This is a genomic window from Streptomyces sp. NPDC090442, from assembly GCF_044769405.1.
In the GTDB taxonomy this organism is placed as follows: domain Bacteria; phylum Actinomycetota; class Actinomycetes; order Streptomycetales; family Streptomycetaceae; genus Streptomyces.
On sequence record NZ_JBIVXW010000054.1, the window covers coordinates 33,603 to 57,771 of the forward strand.

At 72.6% G+C, this 24,169-nt stretch carries 8 protein-coding genes; 3 read left to right on the plus strand and 5 right to left on the minus strand.

Features of this window, described 5'->3' with window-relative positions:
- Positions 1–22: 22 nt before the first annotated feature.
- The 5 genes from ACIQU6_RS31025 to ACIQU6_RS31045 are packed head-to-tail and all read right to left on the minus strand — an operon-like array spanning position 23 to position 18,811.
- The gene (locus ACIQU6_RS31025) at positions 23–7,684 is read right to left on the minus strand and encodes a type I polyketide synthase (RefSeq protein ID WP_403485032.1); all 7,662 of its coding nucleotides are present in this window, start codon (positions 7,682–7,684) and stop codon (positions 23–25) included.
- A complete protein-coding gene (locus tag ACIQU6_RS31030; RefSeq protein ID WP_403485033.1) occupies positions 7,681–8,460 on the minus strand; it encodes a thioesterase II family protein in 780 nt (259 codons plus the stop codon). Before ACIQU6_RS31030 ends, ACIQU6_RS31025 begins: the two co-directional genes overlap by 4 nt.
- Positions 8,457–10,040, minus strand: coding sequence for a GMC family oxidoreductase (locus tag ACIQU6_RS31035; protein WP_403485034.1), 1,584 nt, complete (start codon positions 10,038–10,040; stop codon positions 8,457–8,459). The genes ACIQU6_RS31030 and ACIQU6_RS31035 overlap by 4 nt, the downstream gene beginning before the upstream one ends.
- Positions 10,041–10,046: 6 nt before the next feature.
- A complete protein-coding gene (locus ACIQU6_RS31040) occupies positions 10,047–14,621 on the minus strand; it encodes an amino acid adenylation domain-containing protein (RefSeq protein WP_403485035.1) in 4,575 nt (1,524 codons plus the stop codon).
- Positions 14,618–18,811 (minus strand): amino acid adenylation domain-containing protein, encoded by a 4,194-nt coding sequence (locus tag ACIQU6_RS31045; RefSeq protein WP_403485036.1) that lies wholly within the window; start codon positions 18,809–18,811, stop codon positions 14,618–14,620. The genes ACIQU6_RS31040 and ACIQU6_RS31045 overlap by 4 nt, the downstream gene beginning before the upstream one ends.
- A gap of 376 nt (positions 18,812–19,187) precedes the next feature.
- Between ACIQU6_RS31045 and ACIQU6_RS31050 the strand changes: the two genes are divergently transcribed.
- The 3 genes from ACIQU6_RS31050 to ACIQU6_RS31060 all read left to right on the plus strand — a co-directional run bounded on the left by ACIQU6_RS31050 (position 19,188) and on the right by ACIQU6_RS31060 (position 24,074).
- The gene (locus ACIQU6_RS31050; protein WP_403485037.1) at positions 19,188–21,791 is read left to right on the plus strand and encodes a LuxR C-terminal-related transcriptional regulator; all 2,604 of its coding nucleotides are present in this window, start codon (positions 19,188–19,190) and stop codon (positions 21,789–21,791) included.
- 151 nt (positions 21,792–21,942) lie between these two features.
- A complete protein-coding gene (locus tag ACIQU6_RS31055; RefSeq protein ID WP_403485038.1) occupies positions 21,943–22,863 on the plus strand; it encodes an NAD(P)/FAD-dependent oxidoreductase in 921 nt (306 codons plus the stop codon).
- A complete protein-coding gene (locus ACIQU6_RS31060; RefSeq protein ID WP_403485039.1) occupies positions 22,860–24,074 on the plus strand; it encodes an MFS transporter in 1,215 nt (404 codons plus the stop codon). The genes ACIQU6_RS31055 and ACIQU6_RS31060 overlap by 4 nt, the downstream gene beginning before the upstream one ends.
- Positions 24,075–24,169: the final 95 nt, after the last annotated feature.

Below are 24,169 nucleotides of genomic sequence, written 5' to 3' on the forward strand. Positions count from 1 at the left end.
GGGCGCCGTGGGTTGGCGATGGTCAGAGGCGTACGACTTCGGTTTCCTCTTCGGTGGTCGCGGGGGTGGGCTCGTCCGTGTCCATGACGGCGCGGAGGGTGATCTGGCGGGAGACCAGGTCCGCGATGTCCGAGACCGTGGCGGCGCCGAACAGTTGCTTGGTGGGGACGTTGGCGGAGAGGCCGGACAGCAGTCGGTTGCGTAGTTGGACGGCCATCAGGGAGTCCAGCCCGATCTCGTTCAGGCGGACGTGCGGGAAGGTCGGGCGCAGTTCCTCGCGTTCGTGGGCGTCCATGCCCACCAAGAGGCTTACCTGGCGGAGCAGTTCGGAGATGACCGCTGCCGTGCCGGCTTCGGGCTCTTCGAGCACGAGACGGGTCAGTTCGCGCAGGCGGTCGGCGTCCGCGTCCGTGGTGCCGTGCTGTTCGGTGGGTTCCAGGTCGGCGAGGAGGGTGTAGGGGAGGCGGCGGGGGGTGGCTGCGGTGAAGCGTCCCCAGTCGGTCTTCGCCAGGCCGAAGTGGGCGGAGTCGGTGGTGAGGAGCAGCGGGAACGCGTCGCTGGCCTCGCGGGTGCGGATGCCGTGCATGCCCGTGCGGGCGAGCCGGTCGAGCTGCTCCGGTGTCACCATGCCGTCGTCGGCCCACGGCCCCCATGCCACGCTCAGGGCCGGCAGCCCCGCCGCGGCGCGGCGGTGGGCGAGGGCGTCGAGGACGGCGTTGGCGACGACGTAGTTGGCCTGGCCTGGCGAGCCGAGCAGCGCGGCCATGGAGGAGATCACGACGAAGAGGTCGAGCGGTTGGTTGGTCGTGGCGTGGTGGAGGTTCCAGGCGCCTCGGATCTTCGGGTCCAGGACCTTCGTCAGGCGGTCGTGGTCCAGGTCTTCCAGCCGACCGTCGTCGGTGCTGCCCGCGGCGTGGAACACGCCGTGTAGCGGCGGGAGTTCGCCAGCGATCCGGTCGATGAGTCGTTGGACCGCGGTGGTGTCGGCGACGTCCGTGGCGCACAGCTCGACCCGTACTCCTCGGTCGCGGAGCGCCGTGATCCAGGCGGGCACCGGGTGGGGCGGTCGGCGGCCGGCCAGGGCCAGCGCGGTGGCGCCGCGCCGTACCAGCCACTGCGCGAGGGTGCGGCCGATGCCGCCCCAGCCGCCGGTGATGAGGTAGGTGGCGTCGGGCCGGATGCGCGCGGTCTCCGTCGGAGCCTCCGGGAGCGCGGCCTCGCGGAGGCGCGCCTCGTACCAACGGCCGTTGCGGACGGCCAGATGGCCGGAGCCCGGGTGCTGGTCGACGCGCCGGAGCAGGGGTGTCAGGGGCACCGTACCGTCGGTGGCCGAGGAGTCGACCTGGACGCACTTGAGGTCGGGGTACTCGTGGACGACGGCCTTGGCGAAGCCTGTGAGGACCGTCTGGTCAATGTCGATGTCGATCCGGTGCCGGGCGGTGTCGCTGCCGGGGGATTCGGGGGGCGTACCGGTGTCTTGGGAGTGCAGGACGAGCAGGGCCTGTTGTTCGACGCAGGTGGGGAGGAAGGAGCGGAGGGTGGTGAGGGTGGCGTGGGCCAGGTCGTAGAGCGGGTGGTGGTCGGGGGTGTCGGAGGGGGACTGTGGGGCGGAGGGGGTGGTCGGGGCGCCGTCCAGGATGACGCCTCGCAGGGGTGTGGTGGTGGTCTTCGCGGCGGTGAGGAGGGCGGCGAAGGCGTCCTCGGATTCGGGTTGGGGGATGTGGAATTCGCCGGGGTCGGTGGGGACGAAGGCCGGGGTGTCGGTCACCGCCAGGAGGGGGTGGGAGCCGGCTCGGGCGAGTTCGTCGCGCCAGGTGCGGCCGGTCTCCGGGTTGCGGGTGACGATGAGCCAAGTGCCGTGCTGCGGGGTCCGGTTGTCCGTCGTCTCGCTGGTCTGGCCAGGGATCGGCCGCCAGTCGAGGGTGTAGCGGCGTAGCGGCGGCAGCGTCGCGTCGGGCAGGAGGGTGCGGGACACGGCCCGGAGTCGGAGGCCCTCGATGGTGGCCAGTGGCTTGCCTTCGGTGGAGAGGATGTCCAGGTCGGCCAGGCATGCGTTGTCCGTGGCCGCCGTGCCGTGCCAGCGGGCGTGGCACCAGAGGTCGCCGGTGAGGCGGTCGTGGACGGTGATGCGGTCCACGGCGGCCGGCAGCCAAACGGGGGAGGCGTTGCTGGCGTCGGGTTGGGTGAGGAAGGAGGCGGCGATGTGGAAGCAGGCGTCCAGGGCCGCGGGGTGGAGGGCGTAGGCGTCGTCGCCGGCGCGGCGTTGGGTGGCCTCGATGCGGGCGAGGGCTTCGTTGCCGTCGCTCCATAGTTGGGTGAGTCCCCGGAAGGCCGGGCCGTACTCGACGCCGAAGCCGCTGGCCCTGCGGTAGACGGCCTCACTGTCGGCCTGCGGAAGGCGGGCGGCGAGGGCGTCGGGCGTGTCGGGCGCCGGGCCTGGTTCCTGGTGGCCCGGCGACGCGGCCGTCACCGTGGCGCACTCCGTCCACGGGGAGGTGGCGGCATCCGCCTCGCGGACGAAGCAACGCACCCGTCGCGCGCCGGCGTTCACGTCCACCGCGTTGCCCGCCGCGTCCGCGGCGCCCGTCTCCTCCACCAGGGCCTGCACCGTGGTCGGTCGGTCCTCGTGGAGCGGGACGAGTTCGTTGAAGGTGATCCCTTCCAGGGTCCACGGGCCGGCCGTTGGGGCGGCTTCGCGGAGGGCCGCCAGGGACCATTCGACCATCGCGGCGGCGGGGAGTACGGGGGTGTCCAGTACGCGGTGTTGGGCGGCGTACCAAGGGCGGTCCGCGGTGAGGGTGTTGGTATACCAGCGGCCGTTGGTGCCGGCGAGTTCGAGGCGGCTGCCGAGCAGTGGGTGGGTGGTGGTCGCGGTGGCCGTCGTGTCGGAGCGGCCGGCGCGGTACCAGTGACGGGCGGGGCGGAGGGGGTACGGGGGCAGCGGGACCGGCTCGGGCGGGCGGGTGCCCGTCCCGCCGCGCGCGGTGCTCAGTCCGGCCCAGTCGACGGTGCCGCCGTGGGCGTACCACTCGCCGAGGCTGCGCAGGAAGCGGCGGTCGTCGGCGTCGTCGCGGTGGGCGCTGGGCAGCCAGTGGCCGTCGGTGACGGTTTGCTGTCCGAGTCCGCTGAGGACGGGGTCGGGTCCCATCTCGATGAAGAACCGGCAGCCCTGGGCGGCGAGGGTGGTGATGCCGTCGGCGAAGCGGACGGGTTCCTGGATCTGGCGCAGCCAGTAGTCGGCGCCCATCTCGGCGTCGGTGACGGTCTTTCCGGTGAGGTTGCAGATGAGGGGGATGCGGGCCGGGTGGTAGGTCACCTTCTCGGCCTGCTGTCGGAACTCGTCGATCAGGCCGGCCATGAGGGGCGAGTGGGAGGCCCGGGTGACGTTGAGCCGGGTGACCTTCGCGCCGAGGGAGGTCCAGCGCCCGGCCAGCTTCTCCGCCGCGGTGGCGTCGCCGGAGAGGGTGAAGTCGTGCGGGCCGTTGAACGCCGCGACGGCGACCGTCTCCGGTTCGGAGGCGTGCAGTTCGTCGATGAGTGCCTGGGGGGCGTCCGCGTGGACCGCGTACATCGCGCCGGGTGGGGTCCGGTCCTGCATCAGGCGGGAGCGGAGCATGACCAGGTGGAGGGCGTCGGGCAGGTCCAGGATTCCAGCCACGCAGGCCGCCGCGTACTCCCCCAGGCTGTGGCCCAGCACGTGGTCCGGTCGGACGCCGCACGCCTGCCAGGTCGTCGCGAGGGCGTATTCGACGGTGAAGAGGGAGGGTTGGGCGTAGCGCATCTGCGTGAGGTCGACGAGTTCGCCGGGGCTGCCGCAGAGGGTGGGCAGGAGGGAGACGCCGAGCTCCGCCCGGACGATCTCGTCGCAGGCGTCGGCGGCCTCGCGGAAGGCGGCGTAGCGGGAGTGGAACTCCTTGGCCATGCCGATCTGTTGGGATCCCTGGCCGGGGAAGAGGAATCCGGCGCGGGGGCGTTGGGCGCCGGTGGCCAGGCCGGTGGAGACGTGTGCGTCCTCCTCTCCCCTGTCGAACGCGCGCAGGCGCTCGGCGGCGTCCGGGGCACAGCGGGCCAGGATCGCCAGGCGGTGGGCGTGGTGTTGGCGGCGCGCTCCGGCCGCCCCGCAGAGTTCGGCGAACGGCGGTGCGTCGGCGGCGGGCGTGCCCTCGGGGGCGTGCGGGGCCTGCTCCAACAGGTCGGCGAAGGAGGTGGCGAGGGTGCGCAGCGCCGGGTCGTTCTTCGCGGAGACCGGCAGCAGGTGCCATGCGCCGCCTTCGGTCCCTGTGGTGGACCGGGCGGCGTCGGGGGTCGCGCGCTGCGCGCCGGGGGCTTCCTCGACGATGGCGTGGGCGTTGGTGCCGCCGAATCCGAAGGAGCTGACGCCGGCCGCCCGGGGGTGGTCGCCGCCGGCCCAGTCGCGGGTTCCGTCCGGTATCCGGGTGCGGGTGCCGTCGAGTTGGATGTAGGGGTTGAGTTCGCGCAGGTGGAGGTGGGCGGGGATGGTGTGGTGTTCCAGGGAGAGCACGACCTTGATGAGGCCGGCGATGCCGGCGGCCGCTTCGAGGTGGCCGATGTTGGTCTTCACCGAGCCCACGTGCAGCGGTTGGCCCCCGACGCTTCCGTAGACCTCGTTGAGGGCGCCGATCTCGATGGGGTCGCCGAGGCTGGTGCCGGTGCCGTGGGCCTCGACGTAGCCGATCCAGCTCGCGGGGAGGCCGGCGTCGGCCAACGCCCGGGTGATGACGGCCTGTTGGGCGAGGGCGTTGGGGGCGGTGAGGGTGTTGCTTTGGCCGTCCTGGTTGACGGCCGTCCCGCGGACCAGGGCCCGAATGCGGTCGTTCGCCTCGTGGGCGGTGGAGGTGCGGCGCAGCACGACGACGCCGCAGCCCTCGCCGCGCACATAGCCGTCGGCCGAGGCGTCGAACGTCTTGCAGCGGCCCTCGGGGGACATCATGCCGGCCTGGGAGAAGGCCACCGTGAGGTCGGGGTCGAGCAGCAGGTTCACGCCCGCGACGAGCGCGGTGTCGCATTCGCCGAGCCGCAGGCTCAGGCATGCCTGGTGCAGCGCGACGAGCGAGGACGAACAGGCGGTGTCGACGGCGAAGCTGGGGCCGTGCAGGTCCAGGAAGTAGGACAGCCGGTTGGCGGCCAGGCTGAGCGCGGTGCCGGTGCCGGTGTAGGCGTCGAGTTCGGCGCCCTCGCGGGTGCCGCGCTGGCGGTAGTCGTTGGAGCTGATGCCGACGAAGACGCCGGTGTTGCTGCCGGCCAGCGAGTCGGGCGCGATGCCGGCGTCCTCCAACGCCCGCCAGGCGGTGGTCAGGACCAGGCGCTGCTGGGGGTCCATGTTCCTGGCCTCGGTGGCCGAGATCCCGAAGAAGGCCGCGTCGAAGCCGTCGACGCCGTCGACGAAGCCGCCCCAGCGGGTGTTCATCCGGTCCGGGGTGGGCGGGCCCTCCTGGTAGTAGCGGTCGGCGGGCCAGCGCGCGGCCGGCACCTCCGCGACCGCGTCCCGCCCGTCGACGAGCAGCTCCCAGAACTCCTCGACGGATGCGGCGCCGGGGAACGTGCCGGCCATGCCGACGATCGCCAGCGGTTCACGGGACGGTGGCCCGGTCGGGTCGGGCGCCGGGCGGGAGGCCGGCTCGTCGGCGGGCGGCCGGGTGAGGGCTTCCGCGAGGCGTTCGATGGTCGGGTAGCGGAAGAGGATGACCGGGTCGACGGTGATGCCCAGCCAGCGTTGGAGCTCACCCGACACGGTGGTCAGGCTCACCGAATCCAGGCCGTGGCTCCCCAACGGGGCCCGGACGTCGACCTGTTGGCCGGAGGTGCCGGTGAGGTGGGCCACCCGGTCGCGGAGCCACTCGACGATTTCCTGTCGGCGTTGGGGCGCGACGGTGGCCGGGGCGTGGGAGGCCTCCGGGGCCCCGGGGCTGTCTTCGGTGGTGCGGGGTGGGTTCTGGTGCCAGATGTGGTCGGTGGTGAGGCCGCCCGTTGCGTAGAGGTGTCGGCAGTGTCGGCGGCGGACCTTGCCGCTGGTGGTGACGGGCAGCGAGGCGGGGCGCAGCAGGACGACGGCCTCGGCCCCGATGCCGTGTTCCTCGGCGACCGCCTGGCGGACGGCGGCGACGATGTCCTCGTGGGCGTGCCGGCCGCGTTCGGTGCGCCTGATCTCGTGGATGACGACCAGGCGTTCCTCGCCGTCGGATTCGACGGGGAAGGCCGCGCCCCTGCCGCGGGCGAGCGCGGGGTGGGAGTCCGCGACGGTGGTCTCGATGTCCTGGGGGTAGTAGTTCCGGCCCCGGATGACGATCAGGTCCTTGCGCCGGCCGGTGATGTAGAGGTCACCGTCCCGGAGGGCGCCGAGGTCGCCGGTGCGCAGGAACGGGCCGCTGCCGTCGGCGAGTTGGGCGCCGAAGGTGGCGGCCGATTCCGCCGGCCGCTGCCAGTAGCCGCCGGCGACGGTCCGGCCCCGGACCCACACCTCGCCCTCGCGGCCGTCGGGCACCGGGACGTGTGACTGAGGGTCGACGATGACGACGTCCGTGTCGCCGCAGGCGGGGCCGTTGGCCACCAGTCGACGGTGTCGGGCGTCCGGGCCGGGGGCCGGGGTGAGCCGGCCCTCGCTCAGGGCCGCTGCATCGGCGTCCAGGACCGTGAGGGGCTGCGCGCCCCTGCGGATGGTGAGCACCAGGGTGGCCTCGGCCATGCCGTATCCGGGGCGGAAGGTGTCGAGCCGGAAGCCGCAGGGGCCGAAGGTGTCGGCGAAGCCTTCCAGGGAGTCGGCGCGGACCGGTTCGGCGCCGATCGCCGCGACGCGCCAGCTCGACAGGTCCAGCGCGGTGCGCTCCTCCGGTTCGATGCGGGTGCGGCACAGTTCGAGGGCGAAGTTGGGGCCGAAGCTGACGGTGCCGCGGTAGCGGCTGATCGCGGAGAGCCAGCGCAGGGGGTGTTGGACGAAGGCGGCCGGCGGCATCATCACCGTGGTGCCGCCCAGGCGGAGCGGGGCGAGCAGGCCGGCGATCAGGCCGAGGTCGTGGAAGAGGGGCAGCCAGGTGACGTGGACGTCCTCCTGGTGCAGGTCGAGGCTGTCGCACCACAGGTCGAGTTGGTGCAGCAGGTTGCCGTGGCTGACCATCACGCCGCGCGGGTCGCTGGTGGATCCGGAGGTGTACTGGAGGTAGGCGAGGTCGTCGGCGTCGAGTTCCGGGTCGGTCCAGGACTCGGCGTCGGGCAGGGCGAGTTGGTCGATCACCGCGACGTCGCAGTCGCCCCGCCGGAACGTCTCGCCGAAGGTCTCCAGCGCGCCGGACGTCAGCAGGGCGAGAGTCGGCCCGCAGTCGGCGAGGACGTGTTCGATCCGCTTGGCCTGGGAGCCGCGGGTCGGCGGGTTGAGCGGCACCGGGATCGCCGCGGCGTACAGGCAGCCGAGCATGCCGATCACGTAGTGCGTGCCGGAGGGTAACAGCAGGAGCACGCGTTCCCCGGCGAGGCCGCGCCGTTGGAGGTCCGCCGCCAGACATCGGGCGCGGCGGTCCAGTTCGGCGTAGGTGAGGTGTTCGGTCTCGGTCTCCCCGTCGGGGAGGTCGCGCAACGCGACGTGGTCGCCGTTCCCGCGTGCGTATGCGCGCAGGAGGTGGACCAGCGTCGGGAGGTGGGAACGGTGGTCGTCCCGGACTGCGCTGCTCATCGTTCCTCCGTGGGGGCCGGTGCGAGGTCGTGGGAGACGGCGGACAGGACTTCGGTGTGCTGGGTGTTGAGGAAGAAGTGGCCGCCGGGGAATTCTCGGAGGGTGCAGTCACCCTCGGTCTGCGCCCGCCAGGCGCGGAGTTCCTCGGCCGTCGCCTGCGGGTCGGTGGTGCCGCCGAAGACCGAGAGCGGGCAGGTGAGCGGCGGGCCGGGCCGGTAGGCGTAGGTCTCGGCGACGGACCAGTCCGCGCGGAGCGTGGGCAGGATGGCGGAGAGGGCGTCGGCGTCGTCGAGGACCTCGGGCGGTGTGCCGCCGAGTTCCCGCACTCGTTGGACGAAGGCTCCGGTGGGGGCGTCGTGGAGTCGCGGCCGGTTGCGGGGGAGTTGGGGCGCCGGGGTGCCGGAGACCAGCAGTCGCTGGGGTTGGGGCAGGCCGATGTGGCGTGCGGTGCGGCACACCTCGAAGGCGGTCAGGGCGCCCATGCTGTGGCCGAAGTAGGCGTGCGGCCGGTCCAACCAGGGCCCGAGGGCGCGGACCAGGGAGGGCACGAGTCGGTCGAGGCGGGTGAACGGCTCCTCGCCGTACCGGCGTTCGCGCCCCGGCGGTCGCACCGCGACCACCTCGATGTGCGGGGCCAGCCGCCGGGCCCACGAGCGGTAGGCGTAGGCGCCGCCGCCGGCGTGCGGCAGGCAGAACAGCCGCAACCGGGCCTGCGGCAACGGCCGGAAGCATTCGAACCAGGCGTGCGTGCGTGTGACGTCCGGCGTGGTGGTCATCGTTCGGCGTCCATCCATTCCGCCGCCCGCTCGGCGAGCATGATGCAACTGAGGTTGGGAGGTGCGCTGGGGAGCGAGGGCATGACGGAGGCGTCCACCACCCGCAGTCCGTCCGCCCCGTGCACCCGACAGTGCGGGTCCACCACGGCGCGGGGATCGCCGACCGGTCCCATGCGGGCGGTGCCGGCGGCGTGCCAGGTCGGGGAGACGAACGAGGTGACGGCGCGCCGCAACCGGGCGTCGTCCTCGACCATCCGGTCGTTCCACAACAGCACCCGGTCGAGGAGGTCCGCCACCGGTCCCGACCGCACGATCCGCCAGGCGAGGCGGACGCCGGCCATCAGCCGCTCCACGTCGGCCGGCGCGGAGGCCAGTCGCAGGTCGATGACCGGCGCGGTGTCCGGGTGCGCGTCCGACAGCCGGACCGCGCCACGGGAGACGGGGTTGAGCAGCATCGCCGAGACGGCCGCCGCGACGGGGGCGTCCAACAGACCGGTCAGGATGGGCAGTCCCTCGGTGGCCACGTTGTTGAGCAGGTAGATCTGGAAGTCCGGCGGGCCGGGGGTGGTTGCCGCGCGGGCCAGGACCTGGTGCCACGGCTCGCCGTCCTGGCAGACCCCCACGGCCGGCTCCGCCCAGAAGACCACCGCCGGATGGTCGATGAGGTTCTCGCCCACCCCGGGCAGGGCGAGCAGCGGAGCAACCCCCAGTGCCCGCAGGGCGGTTGGGTCCCCGATCCCCGAGCGCTGCAGGATTCCGGGCGTCGCGATGGTGCCCGCCGACACGGTGACGCGGTGCGCCCGCACCTGGAAGGACCGGCCCCCGCGGCGACCGCGGACGCCGACGGCGCGCCGCCCGTCCATCACCACCCGGTCCACCTGGCTGCGCTCGCACACGGTCAGGTTGGGGCGGGAGCGGACGGGCGCCAGATAGGCGGCGGCGGTGGAAACCCGCTGCCGGTCCGCCACGTTGGTGGGGGTCGGTCCGCATCCGCTGCGGGCGTCGGCATTGAGGTCGGCCACGAACGGCAGCCCCACGTCCGCGCATGCCTTGACGAACGCCTGCGGAAGCGGGCCCAGTCGATCGGAGCGCGGGCGGCGGATGGGGATCGGCCCGGAGTCGCCGTGGGCCTCGCCCCGGAAGTCGTGGTCGCTCTCCACCTTCCGGAAATACGGCAGCACTTGGCTCCAGGACCATTCCGGGTTGCCGGCCCGCGCCCAGGCATCGAAGTCGTCCGGAAGGGCGCGCACGGCCATCGCCCCGTTGACGGCCGACGAGCCACCGGCCACCTTCCCGGTGGGGTAGGGGTAGCGTCGGCCGCGCTCCGAGGCGGGACCCGCGTAGGCGGCGTGGTCCCAGTTGTGGCCGTCGAGCACCGGGGCGTGCGCGTCGAGCAGGGCCCGGGGCGGCGGGGCGAGGGTGGTGTCGCTGCCCGCCTCCAGGAGCAGCACCCGGCGCTCCGGATTCTCCGAGAGGCGGGCGGCCAGCACGCAGCCGGCGGACCCGGCGCCCACGATGACGTCGTCCCAGACGATGTCCGGCACCCCGGCCGGTCCGGCTGCGGTCGCGGTTTCCCACACGGGCGTTCAGGCCCCCTTCTCGTCGTCCAGGGCTTGGGCGAGTTCGGCGATGGTCGGCGCGCCGAAGAGGCGCTGAAGGCCCTGCTCCGCGTCGTCCTGGAGGCCGAACTCCCGGCGCAGGCGTTCGAGGATGCGGATGGCGTGCAGCGAGTCGCCGCCCAGGTCGAAGAAGTCGTCCTCGACACCGAAGTCGTCCCGTTCCAGCACCTCGCACCAGATGCCGTGGATGGTCTCCTCGGTGGGCGTGCGGGGCATGGTGCGCTCGCGCGCGCTCTCCCCCTCCCAGGGCAGCGGCAGCGCGGGCAGGTCGACCTTGCCGTTGGCGGTCAGCGGCAACCGGTCGAGGGTGACGTAGTGGTGCGGAACCATGTATTCGGGCAGCACCGCCTCGATCCGGGACCGCAGTCGGGCCGGGTCCGGGCCGGCCCGTCGGTCGGTGGCCCGGGCAAGCAGCACGTGCTGCGCCATGGCGGCGGTGACCGGGCCGTCCGCCGGGAGCGCGGCGAAGTCCTCGAACCCCGCCGAGCGCAGCGCGGTCCGCCACTCCTCCACGCTGAGCAGCGGCAGTTCGCGGCCCTGGTGAGCGAAGCCCTCGATGAAGCCGACGGTGATCATCTGGATCGGCGAGTTCTCGGTGCCCTCCACCAGGAGCAGCAGGCCACCGGGGGCGAGGGCGTCCCGCAGACGTTCCAGCGTCCGGTCCAGGTCCTTGGCGTCGTGCAGGACGTTGGCGGCGAGGACGCAGTCGGCGGAGCCGGGGGCGAGGCCCTGCGGGCCGGAGTCGTCGATGTCGCAGACGCCGTAGTCGACGAACGGGTAGGCGCTGAAGCGCCGTTCGGCCCGGCGGACGAAGTAGGTGGAGATGTCGGTGAAGCGGTAGCGGACCCCGTCGGCGGGAAGCTGGGGCAGGACGGCGGCCGTGGTGGCGCCCGTCCCCGCACCGACCTCCAGGAAGCGCACGGGCTCCGCGGTCGACCCGTCCGTGAAGTGCCGGGCCACCTGCCCGGCCACCCGGTTCTGCAACGCCGACACCGGATTGAGGGCGTAGAGCATGTCGGTGACCTCGGCACTGCCGTCGGGAAGCAGCAGTTCCAGCGGGTTCGACCGGCCGAGCAGCAACTCGACCTGCCGGTCGGCGCAGTTGGCGACGTAGTCGACGAAGGCCCGGTACGCGCCGCCGCCCTGGAGCCCGGCGAGCCCGGAGCGCACCCGCGCGTCCGCCGCCTCGGCGTCGAAGCGCGCCGCGCACCGGTAGCGCCCCTCCCCCATGTCCTTGAGCCGACCGGCCCCCGCCAGGAGCGCGAGCCACTGCCGGACCAGCCCGAGGTAGCGGTCCTTGATGCCGCGCGCCGCGACGACGTTCTCGGCGCTCGCCTCCTCCCCCGGCGAGGTGAACGTGCCCAGCCGCGCCAGGGTGCGCTCCATGACGTCCGGACACAGCTCCTCAAGGACCTGCCAGATGTGCGTGAACGACCGCAGCTCCTCGGCGAGTTCGCCGCCGGCGGCGCGGCACTCCGCCTCCCCCGCCGCCACGAGCCGCCGCCAACCCTCGGCGGCGCCCTCCCCGTCCCCCGCTCCGCCGGCGGCGTCGCCGTCCGGCACGGTGTACGCGACGAGCTGTTTGCGGCCGCCGCGCGGCCCGTCCACCACCGTGACCAGCGCCTGACCGACCCCGGCCTGCCGCTCCAACGCGGCGGTGATCTCGCCCAGCTCGATCCGATAGCCGTTGATCTTGACCTGGTGGTCCTCGCGCCCGAGGAACTCGATGTCCCCGCCCGGGAGATACCGCCCGAGGTCACCGGTGCGGTACAGCCGCTCCCCGCTGACGGGATGGGTGACGAACCGCTCGGCCGTCTTGTCCGGGTCGGCCCAGTACCCCAGCGCGACGCCCTTCCCCCCGATGCAGATCTCCCCGGTCGACCACACCGGACACGGCCGCAGGCCGGCATCGAGGACCTGCATGGTCTGGTTGGCCAGCGGCTTGCCGTACGGGATCCGCGACCAGTGCGGGGGCACCTGGGCGATCGGGTAGTGCACCGACCAGATGGACGCCTCGGTCGCCCCGCCGAGGCTGATCACCGCCGTCTTCGGACATCGGGCACGCAGCGCGTCGGGCAGCGTCACCGGGATCCAGTCCCCGCTGAGCAGCGCCAGGCGAAGCTGCGCACCGTCGGCCGGGGCGCTGCCGTCCGCGGCGTCCAACCACGCCTGCATCAGGGCGGGTACGGAGTTCCACACGGTGACCCGGTGCGCGGCCATCAGCTCCGACCAGTGCGCGGGGTCGCGTTGCCGGCCCGGCGTCGGCAGCACGATCCGGCCGCCGGCCGCGAGGGGGCCGAAGACGTCGTACACCGACAGGTCGAAGCTGAGCGCGGAGAGACCGAGCACGCTGTCCTGCGGGCCGACGCCGAAGCGGTCGTTGATGTCCTGGACGGTGTTGGCGGCGCCGCGGTGGTCGATCATGACGCCCTTGGGCCGCCCGGTGGAGCCGGAGGTGAAGATCACGTACGCCAGGTCCTCGGGCGCCGGCCCGGAGCCCGGGGGCTCGATGGCCGCGGACGTGACCTGCGGGTCGTCGAGGGTCACCAGGCGGGTGCCGGCGGGCCAGGTCAACTCGTCGCGCAGCCGCGCGGAGGTGACGACGGTGTGCACCCGGCCCTGGTCGAGGAGGTCGTCCCGCCGGGCCGTGGGCCACTGCGGATCGATCGGCAGGTAGGCGGCACCGGCGAGGTTGACACCCAGGACCGCGGCCACCTGCTCCCACCCCTTGTCCAGCACCACGGCGGTCAGGGTGTTGCGCAGCGGGCGCCCGTCCTCCGCCAGGCAGCGGGCCAGTTGGACCGCGCGCCCGGTCACGTCCCGGTAGGAGTGCTCCCCCGTCCCGTCGACCACCGCCACCGCGTCCGGCGTGCGGCCCGCCTGCTCCAACACCAGCCCGCAGAGGGTCCGTTCGGGGATGTCCTGGTCGGTGGCGTTGGCCGCGCGACGCTCGGCCCGCTGCCAGTCCGGCAGCTCCACCCCGGCCCGGCCGTCGCCCCAGTACGCCTCGTCGTCGATGAGGCGGTCCAGGAGCCCGCGGTACACCGCGAACATGTCGTCGAGCACCCGGTCCGGGAAGAGCGCCTCGACGGCGTCCCAGTGGAAGACCAGATCGCCGTGGTCCTCCATCACCTGGTGGTCCAACCAGACCTGGGGCGTCTGGCTGACGCCGTGAACGATGTCGCCGATGAAGTCCCGCGCCCCGGCCAGGCTTCCGTCCCGCCCCACGCCCAACGCACTGGTGAAGACGATCGGCATCGCCGCGGCCGGCCCGCTGCCCACCATCCGGGCGCGCTCGCGCAGGGCACGGATGCCGCTGAATTCCAGGTGCTCCAGGTCCTCCATCAACTGGCGGGTCAACTGCTGGGTGCGCTCGGCGAAGGAACTCTCCGGCGCCGGCTGCACGGCCAGCAGATTGAGCGTGGTGAAGTCCCCGACGACCCGGTCGATCTCCCCGTGCACCGGCGCCCGGTCGAACAGGGTCAGATTGAGCGTGAAGTGCGGCTGCCGCGACCACACCCGGAGCACGTCGCTGAAGGCCGACATCAGGACCGACGACGGCGTCACACCGTACTGCCGCGCCCGCTCCTTCAACCGCCCCCAACGCCCCTTCTCCACCACACCGGTGCGCCGGGTGAAGTCGGGGCGCTCCAACTGGGCCGGCTGGACCGCCAACGGAAGCGCCGGCGCCGACGGCAGCCCCTCCAGCCGCTCGGTCCAATACTGTTCGGCCTTCTTGTAGCGCGTGCTGGACCGGCGCTCCTCCTCGGCCAGCACGCAGTCCCGATAGGACAGCGTCAACGGCTCCGGCGACCAGTCGGGCTCCTCGTAGAAGCGCCGCCAGTCCGCGAACAGCAGGTTCACGCTCCAGGCGTCGACGATCAGGAAGTCGAGACTGAAATGCACCCTCAGCCGGTCGTCGGCCAGTTGGGAGGCGCGGATCTCGAACAACGGCCACTGGTCGGCGGGGATCACCTGCGCGGCCAGGTCCGCCCGGGTCCCTTCGATGGCCGCGGTGCGCTGCTCCTCGGTCATCCCGCGCAGGTCCTGGGCGGCGATCTCGTACGGCGGGACCTCGGGCAGGATGCGCTGCCGACCGTCCGGGTCGATCACGGCCCGGAGCATGTCGTGCCGGTCGATGACCTTGCGCAGGCTGCCGGCCAGGCGGTCCAGGTCGAGCCCGGCGCCTTCGAGTTCGAGGTAGAGGTGGGTGGACACCCCGCCGAGTTCCACGGCGGGACTGCGCCCCACCCAGTAGGCGTGCTGGATGTCGGTGAGCGGGAACGGTTGGTTCCGCTCGGCCGGCCGCGGGGTGATCTGCGGCAGGGCCTCGTCGTCCGCGTGCCGGCCGAGGTCGGCGATGAGCTCGTCACGGTGCCGGGTCAGCGCCTCGCGCAACTCCGCGGTCAGCGCCCCGGCCGGCGCGACGACGTCGAGGTGGCCGTCGGTCAGCCGCAACCGGATGCCCCGCCGGCGCAGTTCGAGCAGCAGGTCCTGGATCATCGGGTACTTCTCCTGCCTGATGTGTACGGGTGGGGTCACCGGGCGGAACGGTCGCCGGCCGACAGCCGGCCGAACTCCTCGGTCACGGCCGCGACCTGGGGTTCCGTGAGGAGGCTGTGGTGGCTGCCGGGCAGCGTGGTGGCGCGGACGGTGCCGCGGGTGTGCGCGGCCCAGCCCCAGTCGACGTCCCGGCTACGGGGGTGGTCGGCGAACTCGCTCACCCTGCCGTCCCGGGCGCGCAGAACGGTGAGGTCCGCGGCGACGACGGGCGGTTCGTAGGCGTTGCAGGCCAGCACGACGCTGCGGAACACGGCGTAGGCGTCGGCGAGTTGAGCGGCGTCGAGGCCGTCGACCGCCACGCCCTGGGCGCGGGCCAGGCCGAGCGCGGCATCCAGGCGCTCCGCCTCCGGCATACGGGCCAGTCGGGCGGCGTCCTGCACGTCGAGCGCGGAGGGGTCGAAGCCGATGCCGGTGTCCTCGACGAACCACAGCAGGAGCGCCGTCTCGTCGATCGCGCGGTGGTGCTCGCGGGTGGGGGCGGGCGAGTCGATCACGACGACGTGCTCGACCGTCTCGCCCCGGGCCTCCAGCTGGCGGGCCACCTCGAAGGCGAGGACCGCCCCCGACGACCAACCGGCCAGGACGTACGGCCCGTGCGGCCGGGCATCGAGCAGCGCCCGGACGTAGAGCGCCGCGAACTCCTCGACGGACGCGGGGAGTTGTCCGCCCAGTGCGGGGTCCGGGGCCTGGAGGGCGTACGACGGTCGGGAGAGCCGGTCGGCCAGCAGGCGGTAGCACAGCACGTGCCCGCCGGAGGGGTGCACGAAGACGACCGGGGCGCCCTCGCCCCCGTCCTTCAGCGTCACCAGCGGTGTCCAGTCGTCGGACGGCTCCCGCAGGCGCTCCGCCAGGTCGGCGACCGTCCCGCCGCCGAGCAGTACGCTGAGCGGGAGCCGTTGGCCGAACCGCTGGGCGATCTTCGCGATGACGCGGAGCGCGGCGAACGACTGCCCGCCCAGGGCGAAGAAGTCGTCGTGCACGCCCACGCGCTCGGCGCCGAGCACCGACCGCCAGATGTCCACCAGGGCGGACTCCAACGGGGTGCGCGGGGCGGTGTAGGGGCGCTGCCGCTCCGGGGCGGCGGAGCCCAGCGCCGCGAGTGCGCGCTGGTCGACCTTCCCGTTGGCGGTGAGCGGCAGCCGGTCGAGGACGGTCACCGAGGCGGGCAGCAGATAGGACGGCAGTCGCTCGGCCAGGAAGGCGCGCAGCTCCTCGGCGCCGGGCGCGGGCCGGTCGTCCAACGCGACGGCGAAGGCGACCAGTTGCCTGCCCGAGGCCGAGTCCCGGACGACGACCGAGGCGCGCCGCACGTCGGGGTGGGCGGCGAGGGCGTGCTCGATCTCGCCCGGTTCGACGCGGAAGCCCTGGATCTTCACCTGGAAGTCGGCCCGGCCGAGGAACTCGATGTCCCCACCGGGCAGCCAGCGGCCCCGGTCACCGGTGCGGTACAGCCGTTCCCCGGTCACGGGATGGGGGATGAAGGCGGCGGCGGTCTTCTCGGGCGCGTTCCAGTACCCCAACGCCAGCCCCGCGCCACCGATGTAGAGGTCCCCGGCGACCCAGTCCGGTGTGTCGTTCCCGTTGGCGTCCAGGACGTGCCACGTCTGGTTGGCCAACGGCCGTCCGTACGGGATGCTCGGCCACTGCGGGTCGACGTGGTCGATGGGGTGGCAGATCGACCAGATGGACGCCTCGGTCGCGCCGCCGAGGCTGACGACGGTGGCGTTGGGGGTGACGTCCCGGATGCGTTCCGGCAGGTCGACCGGTATCCAGTCGCCGCTGAGCAGGACGGTGCGCAGGGACGGCAGGCGGACGCCGGCCGACTGGGCCTCCTCGGCGAGGAGTTGCATCAGGGCGGGGACGGAGTTCCACACCGTGATGCCGTGCGCGCGGATCAGCTCGATCCAGGCGGCGGGGTCCTGGGGCCTGTCGGGGTCGGGCAGGACCAGGGTCGCGCCCGCGTCGAAGGCCCCGAACACGTCGTAGACGGACAGGTCGAAGCAGAGTGAGGAGACGCCCAACAGCACGTCGTCGGGGCCGATGCCGAACCGCCGGTTGATCTCGCCGATGGTGTTCAGCGGGCCGCGGTGGTTGAGCATCGCGCCCTTGGGCCGCCCGGTCGAACCGGACGTGTAGATCACATAGGCCAGGTCGTCCGGCGTCCGCGGGGCGGCCGGTGGCGCGGCCTGGTCCTCGGAAGCGGGTTCGTCGACCGCCAGCACCCGGGCCCCGGTCAGGCCCTGCAACCGGTCGCGTTCGGCGCGCACCGTGAGCACCACAGCGGCACCGGCGTCCTGCAGCAACTGCCGCAGCCGGTCGTCCGGCCAACCGGGGTCGAGGGGAACGTACGCCGCGCCGGAGGCCACGATGCCGGCCGCGGCCACGATCTGCCCGGGCCCCTTGGGCATGGCGACGGCGACCAGGGTGTTGGGTTCCGCGCCCGCGGCCCGCACCCGCCCGGCCAGCCGTTCCGCCTCCGCGTGCAGTTCGGCGTAGGTCAGGGTGGCGTCCGCCGTGACCACCGCCGGCCGGTCGGCGCGGTCCGCCGCCCGCTCGGTCAGGGCGTCGTGCAGCAGCCGTTCGGATACGGCGCCGACCGGGCGGTTGAGCGCCTCCCGGCGTTGCCGCTGCTCGTCCGGCAGCCGGACGAGCGTCGACCGCTCCCAGGCGGCGTCCTCCCCCGCCAACGCCTCCAGCACGGCGCGGAATCCCGCGTGCATCGCCGTGACCAGGCCGTCGGGGAACATCGACTCGATCAGGTCCCAGGCCACCCAGAGGCTTCCGTCGTGCTGCTCCCAGAACTGGCAGTCGAGCACCACCTGCGGGGTCTCCAGCGTGCTGAAGACGGGACGGTCCATGCGTCCCATGTAGAGCCCGCTGGTGACGACGAACGGACACGGCGCGCGCCCCGGGGTGCCCCGGACCTGGTTGAGCCCCTGGAGCACCTTCACCCCGCTCCAGTACGTGTGCTCCATGTCGGACATCACCTGGCCCTGGAGTCGCCGGGCGCGGTCCGCGAACGGCCCGTCCCCGCGCCAGTCGACCTCCAGGGGGTACAGCGAGGCGAAGTTCCCCACCACTTCCCCGATTTGGGGGTGCAGCGGCATGCGGTGGGTGACCATGTTGTTCAGCAGGAAGTGCCGGGAGCCGCCCCAGTGGGCGAGGACCTCCGCGTAGGCCGCGTACAGCACGTTGGACGGGGTGAGGCCGCGGCGTTCGGCCCGTTGCTGGAGCGACTGCCACAGGTCCGCGGGGAACACCGTCTCCCGCCGGCTCAGCCGGGAGCGCCGGCGCGAGTCGGCCCCGACCGCCAGCGGAACGGCCGGCGCATCGGGCCAGTCGGCGATCCGGTCCATCCAGTACTTGCGCGACGCCTCACCGAGCGGGGACTCCTCCAGCTCCGCGAGCGCGCGGACACAGTCCCGGAAGCTCAACTCCAGCTCGGGCAGCGGTTCATCCGGGTGGTGGTAGTGGTGCAGCACGCTCTCCAGGAACTTGTTGCTGCCGATCCCGTCGCTGAAGAAGTTGTTGTTGTTGTAGTGGAACCGCGCCCCGCCCCCCGGGTGGAGACTGATCTCCGCCTCGAACCACGGCCAGCGGTCCAGCGGCAGTTCCCGCCGCTGCATGGCCTCCCGGATACCGGCGATCGCCTCGTCGACCTCCGGCCCGGACCGGGCCCGCAGATCATGGACCCGCATCTCGACGGGGACGAAGTCCCGTACGGCTTGGAGCTGTACGTCCTCGGTGAGCACCACCAGATTGGCCCGCTGTCGCGCCAGGCTGCGGTTGAGTGCCGCCTCGAAACGGGCCGGGTCGAGTGAATTGAATTCCACTTCCATGTACTGGTGGGGCCGTACCGGATATTCGATTCCGTCCTGGCTCCCCATCAGGAATGAGGTCTGCAGGTCCGAGAGCGGAAAGGGTTCCCGGGCACCGGCCGCATCGGGGCTGATGGTGGGGAGTTCCACCGGAGTCGTCTCCGCGGCCGCCGTGCGCACCAGTTCGTCAATCAGCTCGGCCTTGTGCCGCGCCAGCCGCGTGCGCAGTTCGGCGGAGATCCGGCCTTTGGGCGCGCTCACTTCGAGTTGTCGGTCTTCGACGACTCGCAACTTGATGCCCAACTGCGCCAGTTCGGCGAGTAAGGACGGCAGCAGTCCGGTGTCGGTCACGCATTCCTCCGACGGCGAGGAGAGATGAGGGGGGATGGGATCTCCTGGATCGATCCTGCTTATGGCGCCTGCTCGGCAGCCTAAGGTCGGACCGGATCGGATCGTCGTCCGTAATCGGTACGTACTCGCTTACGCAATCACCGCCGACGCCTACGGTGACACTTCCGAACTCCCTCAGTAAGCAGGCGTTTTACGGGCCGGGACCGCAGGCCCCGCCGGTGGGCGGCAATGCGGCGCACCACACCTACCGCCCACAACGCGGCCAAGCCCGGCGAATCCGCCCAACCCCGAAGAGACCCGCCCGGGCGCGGATAGCAGCCCGGTCACGCCCGGCGGCGCGGGTTACCCCGAACAGGGAGTCGGGTAGATACGCGCCATGCGCGAACGATGTTGGGCAATAGGACGTTCCGAGGAAATAGACCAAGTAGTCCAGGCGGTCCGCAAGCGGTCAACGCCCCTGGCGGTAATCACCGGAAGGCCGGGAGTCGGCAGGTCGCGGGCCCTGGAGGAAAGCCTCCGCTTTCTCGCCTCCGAAGGACACCCCACCCTGCACATATGCGGCACCTCGACCCTCACGCAAGTACCTTTCGGGCCACTGTTACGGGAATTCCCGCCAGGCATCGAGGAGAACTCCGTACCGGTAATTCTCCAGAAGATGCGCCGCCACTTCGGCACCAGCGGCCTGACCGGACGCCATCTCGTGCTGGCCGTCGACGACGCGCATCTGCTCGATGCCGAGTCCGTCGCCCTGCTCACCCTGCTCGCCGCGGAGGGAAAAACCGGAATCGCGCTGACCATGCCGAGCACCTGCGACCAAGAGGAACTCCTCGCACCGCTGTGGAAGGACTACGGCGCACACTGGGTGGAGCTGCATCCGCTGGCCGCGGGGGCCACTGCGGAGATGGCACACGCCCTACTGGAAGGCCCCGTTGACGGCGCACTCGCCATGGAACTCCACCGGCTCTCCGGCGGCCTCCCCCTCTGGCTGCGCGAACTCCTCCGTTCCGCCCACGACGAGAACGCCCTGACCCGCGCCGACGGCGGCCTGTGGCACCTCGCCACGCCCCGACTCCCCCTGTCCACGCGGCTGTTGAAGCTGGCCAGGATGCGCCTGCCGCACTGTCCACCCCGGGCCCGCCAGGCCGCCGAGCTCGTCGCCCTGGCGGACAACCACCTGATGCTCTCCTGGCTCCAGGCCCTGGTGGACACCGAGGACATCGCGCACGCCGAGGCCGCCGGCCTGCTACGGATCAGCGGCTCCGAGGAACCCGTGGTCACCCTGCACGACCCCGTCATGGGGATGCTGCTCCGGCACGACCTGCCGCTGGTGGCCGCCAGGGAGGCGTACGGCCGGCTCGCCGACGCGGCCACCTCCACCGGGCTGCTCGCCGAGCCCGACCTGCTCCGGGCCGCCCGATGGCAACAGGAGGCCGGCGGCAAACGCCCGCTCGACATGCTCGTCGGCGCGGCCGCGGCAGCCGCCCGCAGCGGCCGCCACCACCTCGCCCTCGACCTGGCCCACGAGGCGGGCGTCGACGCCGCCGACGCGTCGAGCGAACTCCTCCACCTCGCCACCGCCGCCGCCTTCTGGTCCGGAGACCCCCAACGCGCCAAGGACTACGCCCTGCGCCTCCAACAGGCTGACCAGGGCGACGTCGAGGCTCCCGCACCCCAGCCACCGACCCCGGCGCCCCTCACCGACGCCTCACTCGCCATCAGCGCCTCCGCCCGCGCGGAGAACGCCCTCGTCGACCTCACCCAGCACGCCGGCCCCACCAGCCCACTCGGCGAATCGGCGGTGGCACTGCGCGCCCTCTCCCACCTCGAAACCGGCGACGTGAGCCTCGCGCTGCACCTGATGAAGCAGCACGGCGAGGACGAACGCCAACAGGGCGAGACCCTCGTCGGAGCCCGCATCGCCGCGCTCTGCGCCGCGGGACGCCCACTCGACGCCCTCGCCCTCGACGAGCGAACCCCACGCCGCGACGCGGACTTCGACCGCTACCGCATCGGCCTCGACACCTCCTCGCTCGCACTGGCACTGTGCTACGCCGGCGACCGGGAGCGCGCCGTCGAGCTGGCGCGGACCGGCTACGCGCGGGCGGCCGACGACGGCGCCGACCTCAGCCGGGCCGTGTGGGCCCACACCGAAGGCCATCTGAGCCTCGTCCTCGGCGACCACGAGAACGCGGTCCACTCCCTGCTCGAAGCCTTCGAGCTGCCCCGCCGGCTGGGCACGGCCTTCTGCCCGGAGATCGTCGCCGGCTGCCTGGGACGGCTGGCCCGCGCCCAGCTCGGCGCGGGCGACGCGGAGGGCGCCGCGCGGACGTTGGCGCGCCCCGAGGCGTCCTGGCCGACATCACCCGTCGCCAGCGTGGAGATCGCCCGGGCCTGGCTCTCCGCCGTCGAGGGCGAACACCAGGCGGCACAGGAACGCCTGTGGCGCACCGCCGCGTTCAACCGGGCCGCCGGCGCCCTGCTGCTGAGCGCCACCGCACTGCTCGAACTCGCCCGGATGGGAGTGGCCTCCCAGGTGGCCGCGCCGCTGGCCGAGATCTCCCGGCTCGCCCAGGGCCCGGTCATCAGGGCCTGGTCCTGCACGGCGGCCTCCCTGGCCGACCCGGACTCGGAGCAACGCTCCTCCTGCGCCGTCGAGTTGAACCGACTGGGCTTCCACCGGCTCGCGGCCGACATCGAGGAAACCGCACACACCCTCGACCAGGCGACGCCCGACGCGGAACTACCGGCCAAGGAGCGGGCCTGCCGAGCGGCGCAACTCCTCCAGCGGCTCACCCAACGCGAATGGGAGATCGGCCGACTGGTCAGCGAGGGGTTCTCCTCCGCGGCCGTCGCCGCCCGACTGCACCTGTCCCGGCGGACCGTCGAATCCCATCTCCAGCGCGCCTACCACAAGTTGGGCGTGCACTCCCGCAGGGAGCTGGCGGTACTCATCACGGGCGACTACGCACCCGCGAGCTGACCACTCCCCCGGACCGGCACCCGCCCCCGCGGACGCGGCGACCACGGTAACGTCCTTGCGCACTCTACTTAGCCGTCACTAAGTTTAGTCGCGACTAAGTACGTCGACCCCGCGGTCGACCGACCCGCGCCTGCGCACACTGGAGGTTGCTGTGCTGGATGCCACCGTCATCGGTGCCGGCCCGGGAGGGCTGCAGACCGCCCTCACCCTGGGCCGCTCCCGACGCTCCGTGCTCCTGCTGGACGGCGGCCCGGGACGGAACGAACCGGCGCACGAGGTGCACAACTTCCTCAGCCGCGAGGGCACCCCACCGGAGGACTTACGCGCCATGGGCCTCCGGGAACTCGCGGCGTACCCGACCGTCGAAGTCCGCCGCACCGAGGCCGTCGCGGCAATCAGCCAAGAAGGCGGCTACACCGTCCGCCTCTCCGACGGCACCGCCGAGAGCGCCCGACGCCTGGTCCTGGCCACCGGAGTCGTCGACGCCCTGCCCAACATCGAGGGCCTGGGCCCCCTCTGGGGCCGCACCGCCGTGCACTGCCCGTACTGCCACGGCTGGGAGGTACGCGACCGCCCCTTCGCCGTCCTCGCCATGCGCCCCCAGGACGCCTACTTCGCCGCACACCTGACGCGCTGGAGCCCCGACGTCGTCCTCTGCCTCAACGGCCAGGACGAACTCCCCGACGACCAGGCCAGGTTGCTCGCCTCCCTCAACGTCAAGGTCCGCCCCGAACCCATCGCCCGCCTGGAAGGCAAGGGCAGCGAACTCCAACGCATCGCCTTCACCTCCGGCCCACCCCTGGACCGCGGCGCCCTCTTCCTCAAACCACCCACCGCACAACGCAGCGACCTCCCCCGCCTCCTGGGCTGCGAGATCCTCGACGACGACTCCGTACGCGTCGACAACTTCGCCCGCACCTCCGTCCGCGGCGTCTACGCCGTCGGAGACATGGCCCGCCGCCCGGAGATCCCCATCGCCACCCCCCAGGTCGCCGTCGCCGCAGCCGAAGGCGCCACCGCCGCCGTCGCCATCGACACCGAGCTCGTCTACGGAAAGTTGCCGTGGGAATGAGCAACACCGCACCACAGCCCAAGACCGGCGCCATGCCCCCCTGGCTGATCGTCCTGCTCGCCAGCACCTTCGTCTTCGGCACCGGCGACTACGTCGTCGCCGGCATCCTCCCCGAAACCGCCAAGGGGCTCGCGGTCAGCGAGGCGGTCGCCGGCCAACTGGTCAGCGTCTTCTCCATCGTCTACGCCGTCTCCGCCCCCATCCTCGGCATCGCGACCGGCAAACTCCCCAGAAAAACCCTCATCACCACCGGCCTGGCGGTCTTCGCCCTCGCCAACTTCCTCTGCGCCACGGCCTCTTCCTACGGCCCGCTGCTGATCTGGCGCGTCCTGGCGGCGCTGGCGGCCGGCACCGCCACACCCGCCGCCCTGGCCGCCGCGGGCACCCTGGCCCAACCCGAACGCAAGGGCCGAGCCCTGGCGGCCGTCTCCGCCGGACTCACCGCCTCCCTCATCGCCGGAGTACCCGTCGGCACCTGGATCGGCGGCGCCTACGGCTGGCGAGCCACCTTCACCTTCGTGGGCGGCGTCTCCCTCCTCGTCCTCGCCGCCGCCCTGGTCCTCCTCCCCTCCGTCCCCGCCGCCACCACGGACACCTCCGCCGGACAACGACTGGGCAGCCTCGCCCGACTCCCCCTCGTCGCCGGCCTCTTGGGCACCGCGGTCGCCACCAGCGGCGGCCTGATGTTCTACACCTACATCGCCCCGGCAGCACGGGAGGCGGCCGGCGCCACCTCGGGCGTGCTGGCCGTCATCATCGCCGTCGCCGGCATCGCCGGACTCGTCGGCCCGCTCATCGGCGGCAAGTTCACCGACTCCGCCGGGCCACGCCCCACCATGACCAAGGCGTTCGCCGGCTGCTCGCTGGTCCTGTTCGCCTTCGCGGGCGCGATCGCCTGGGGACACACCCCCGCCGTGCTGTTCTGCGCCCTCGGCGCCGCCTGGGCCATCACCTCCTGGGGTGCCTATCCCCCCACCCAACTCCGCCTGCTGACCCTCGCGGGCGACTCCGGAAACGAGGCGATGGCCCTCTACAGCAGCGCGATCTACCTGGGCACGGCAGTAGGCGGAGCCGTCGGCGGCGCCCTCCTCACCGGCTTCGGCGTCTTCACCCTCCCCCTCGTCGGCGCAGTCCTCCAACTGATCGCGCTGGCCCTCTATCTGCTCGGGTACCGCCCCCGGTTCAGCACCTCACCGGCGGCACACACCTGAGCACCAAGGGCCGGGCAACCTCGGGGGAGCTGCCCGGCCCTTTCTCTTGCTCCGCACCGACCCGGAACACTCAGGGGCGCCTCACGGCGCGCAAG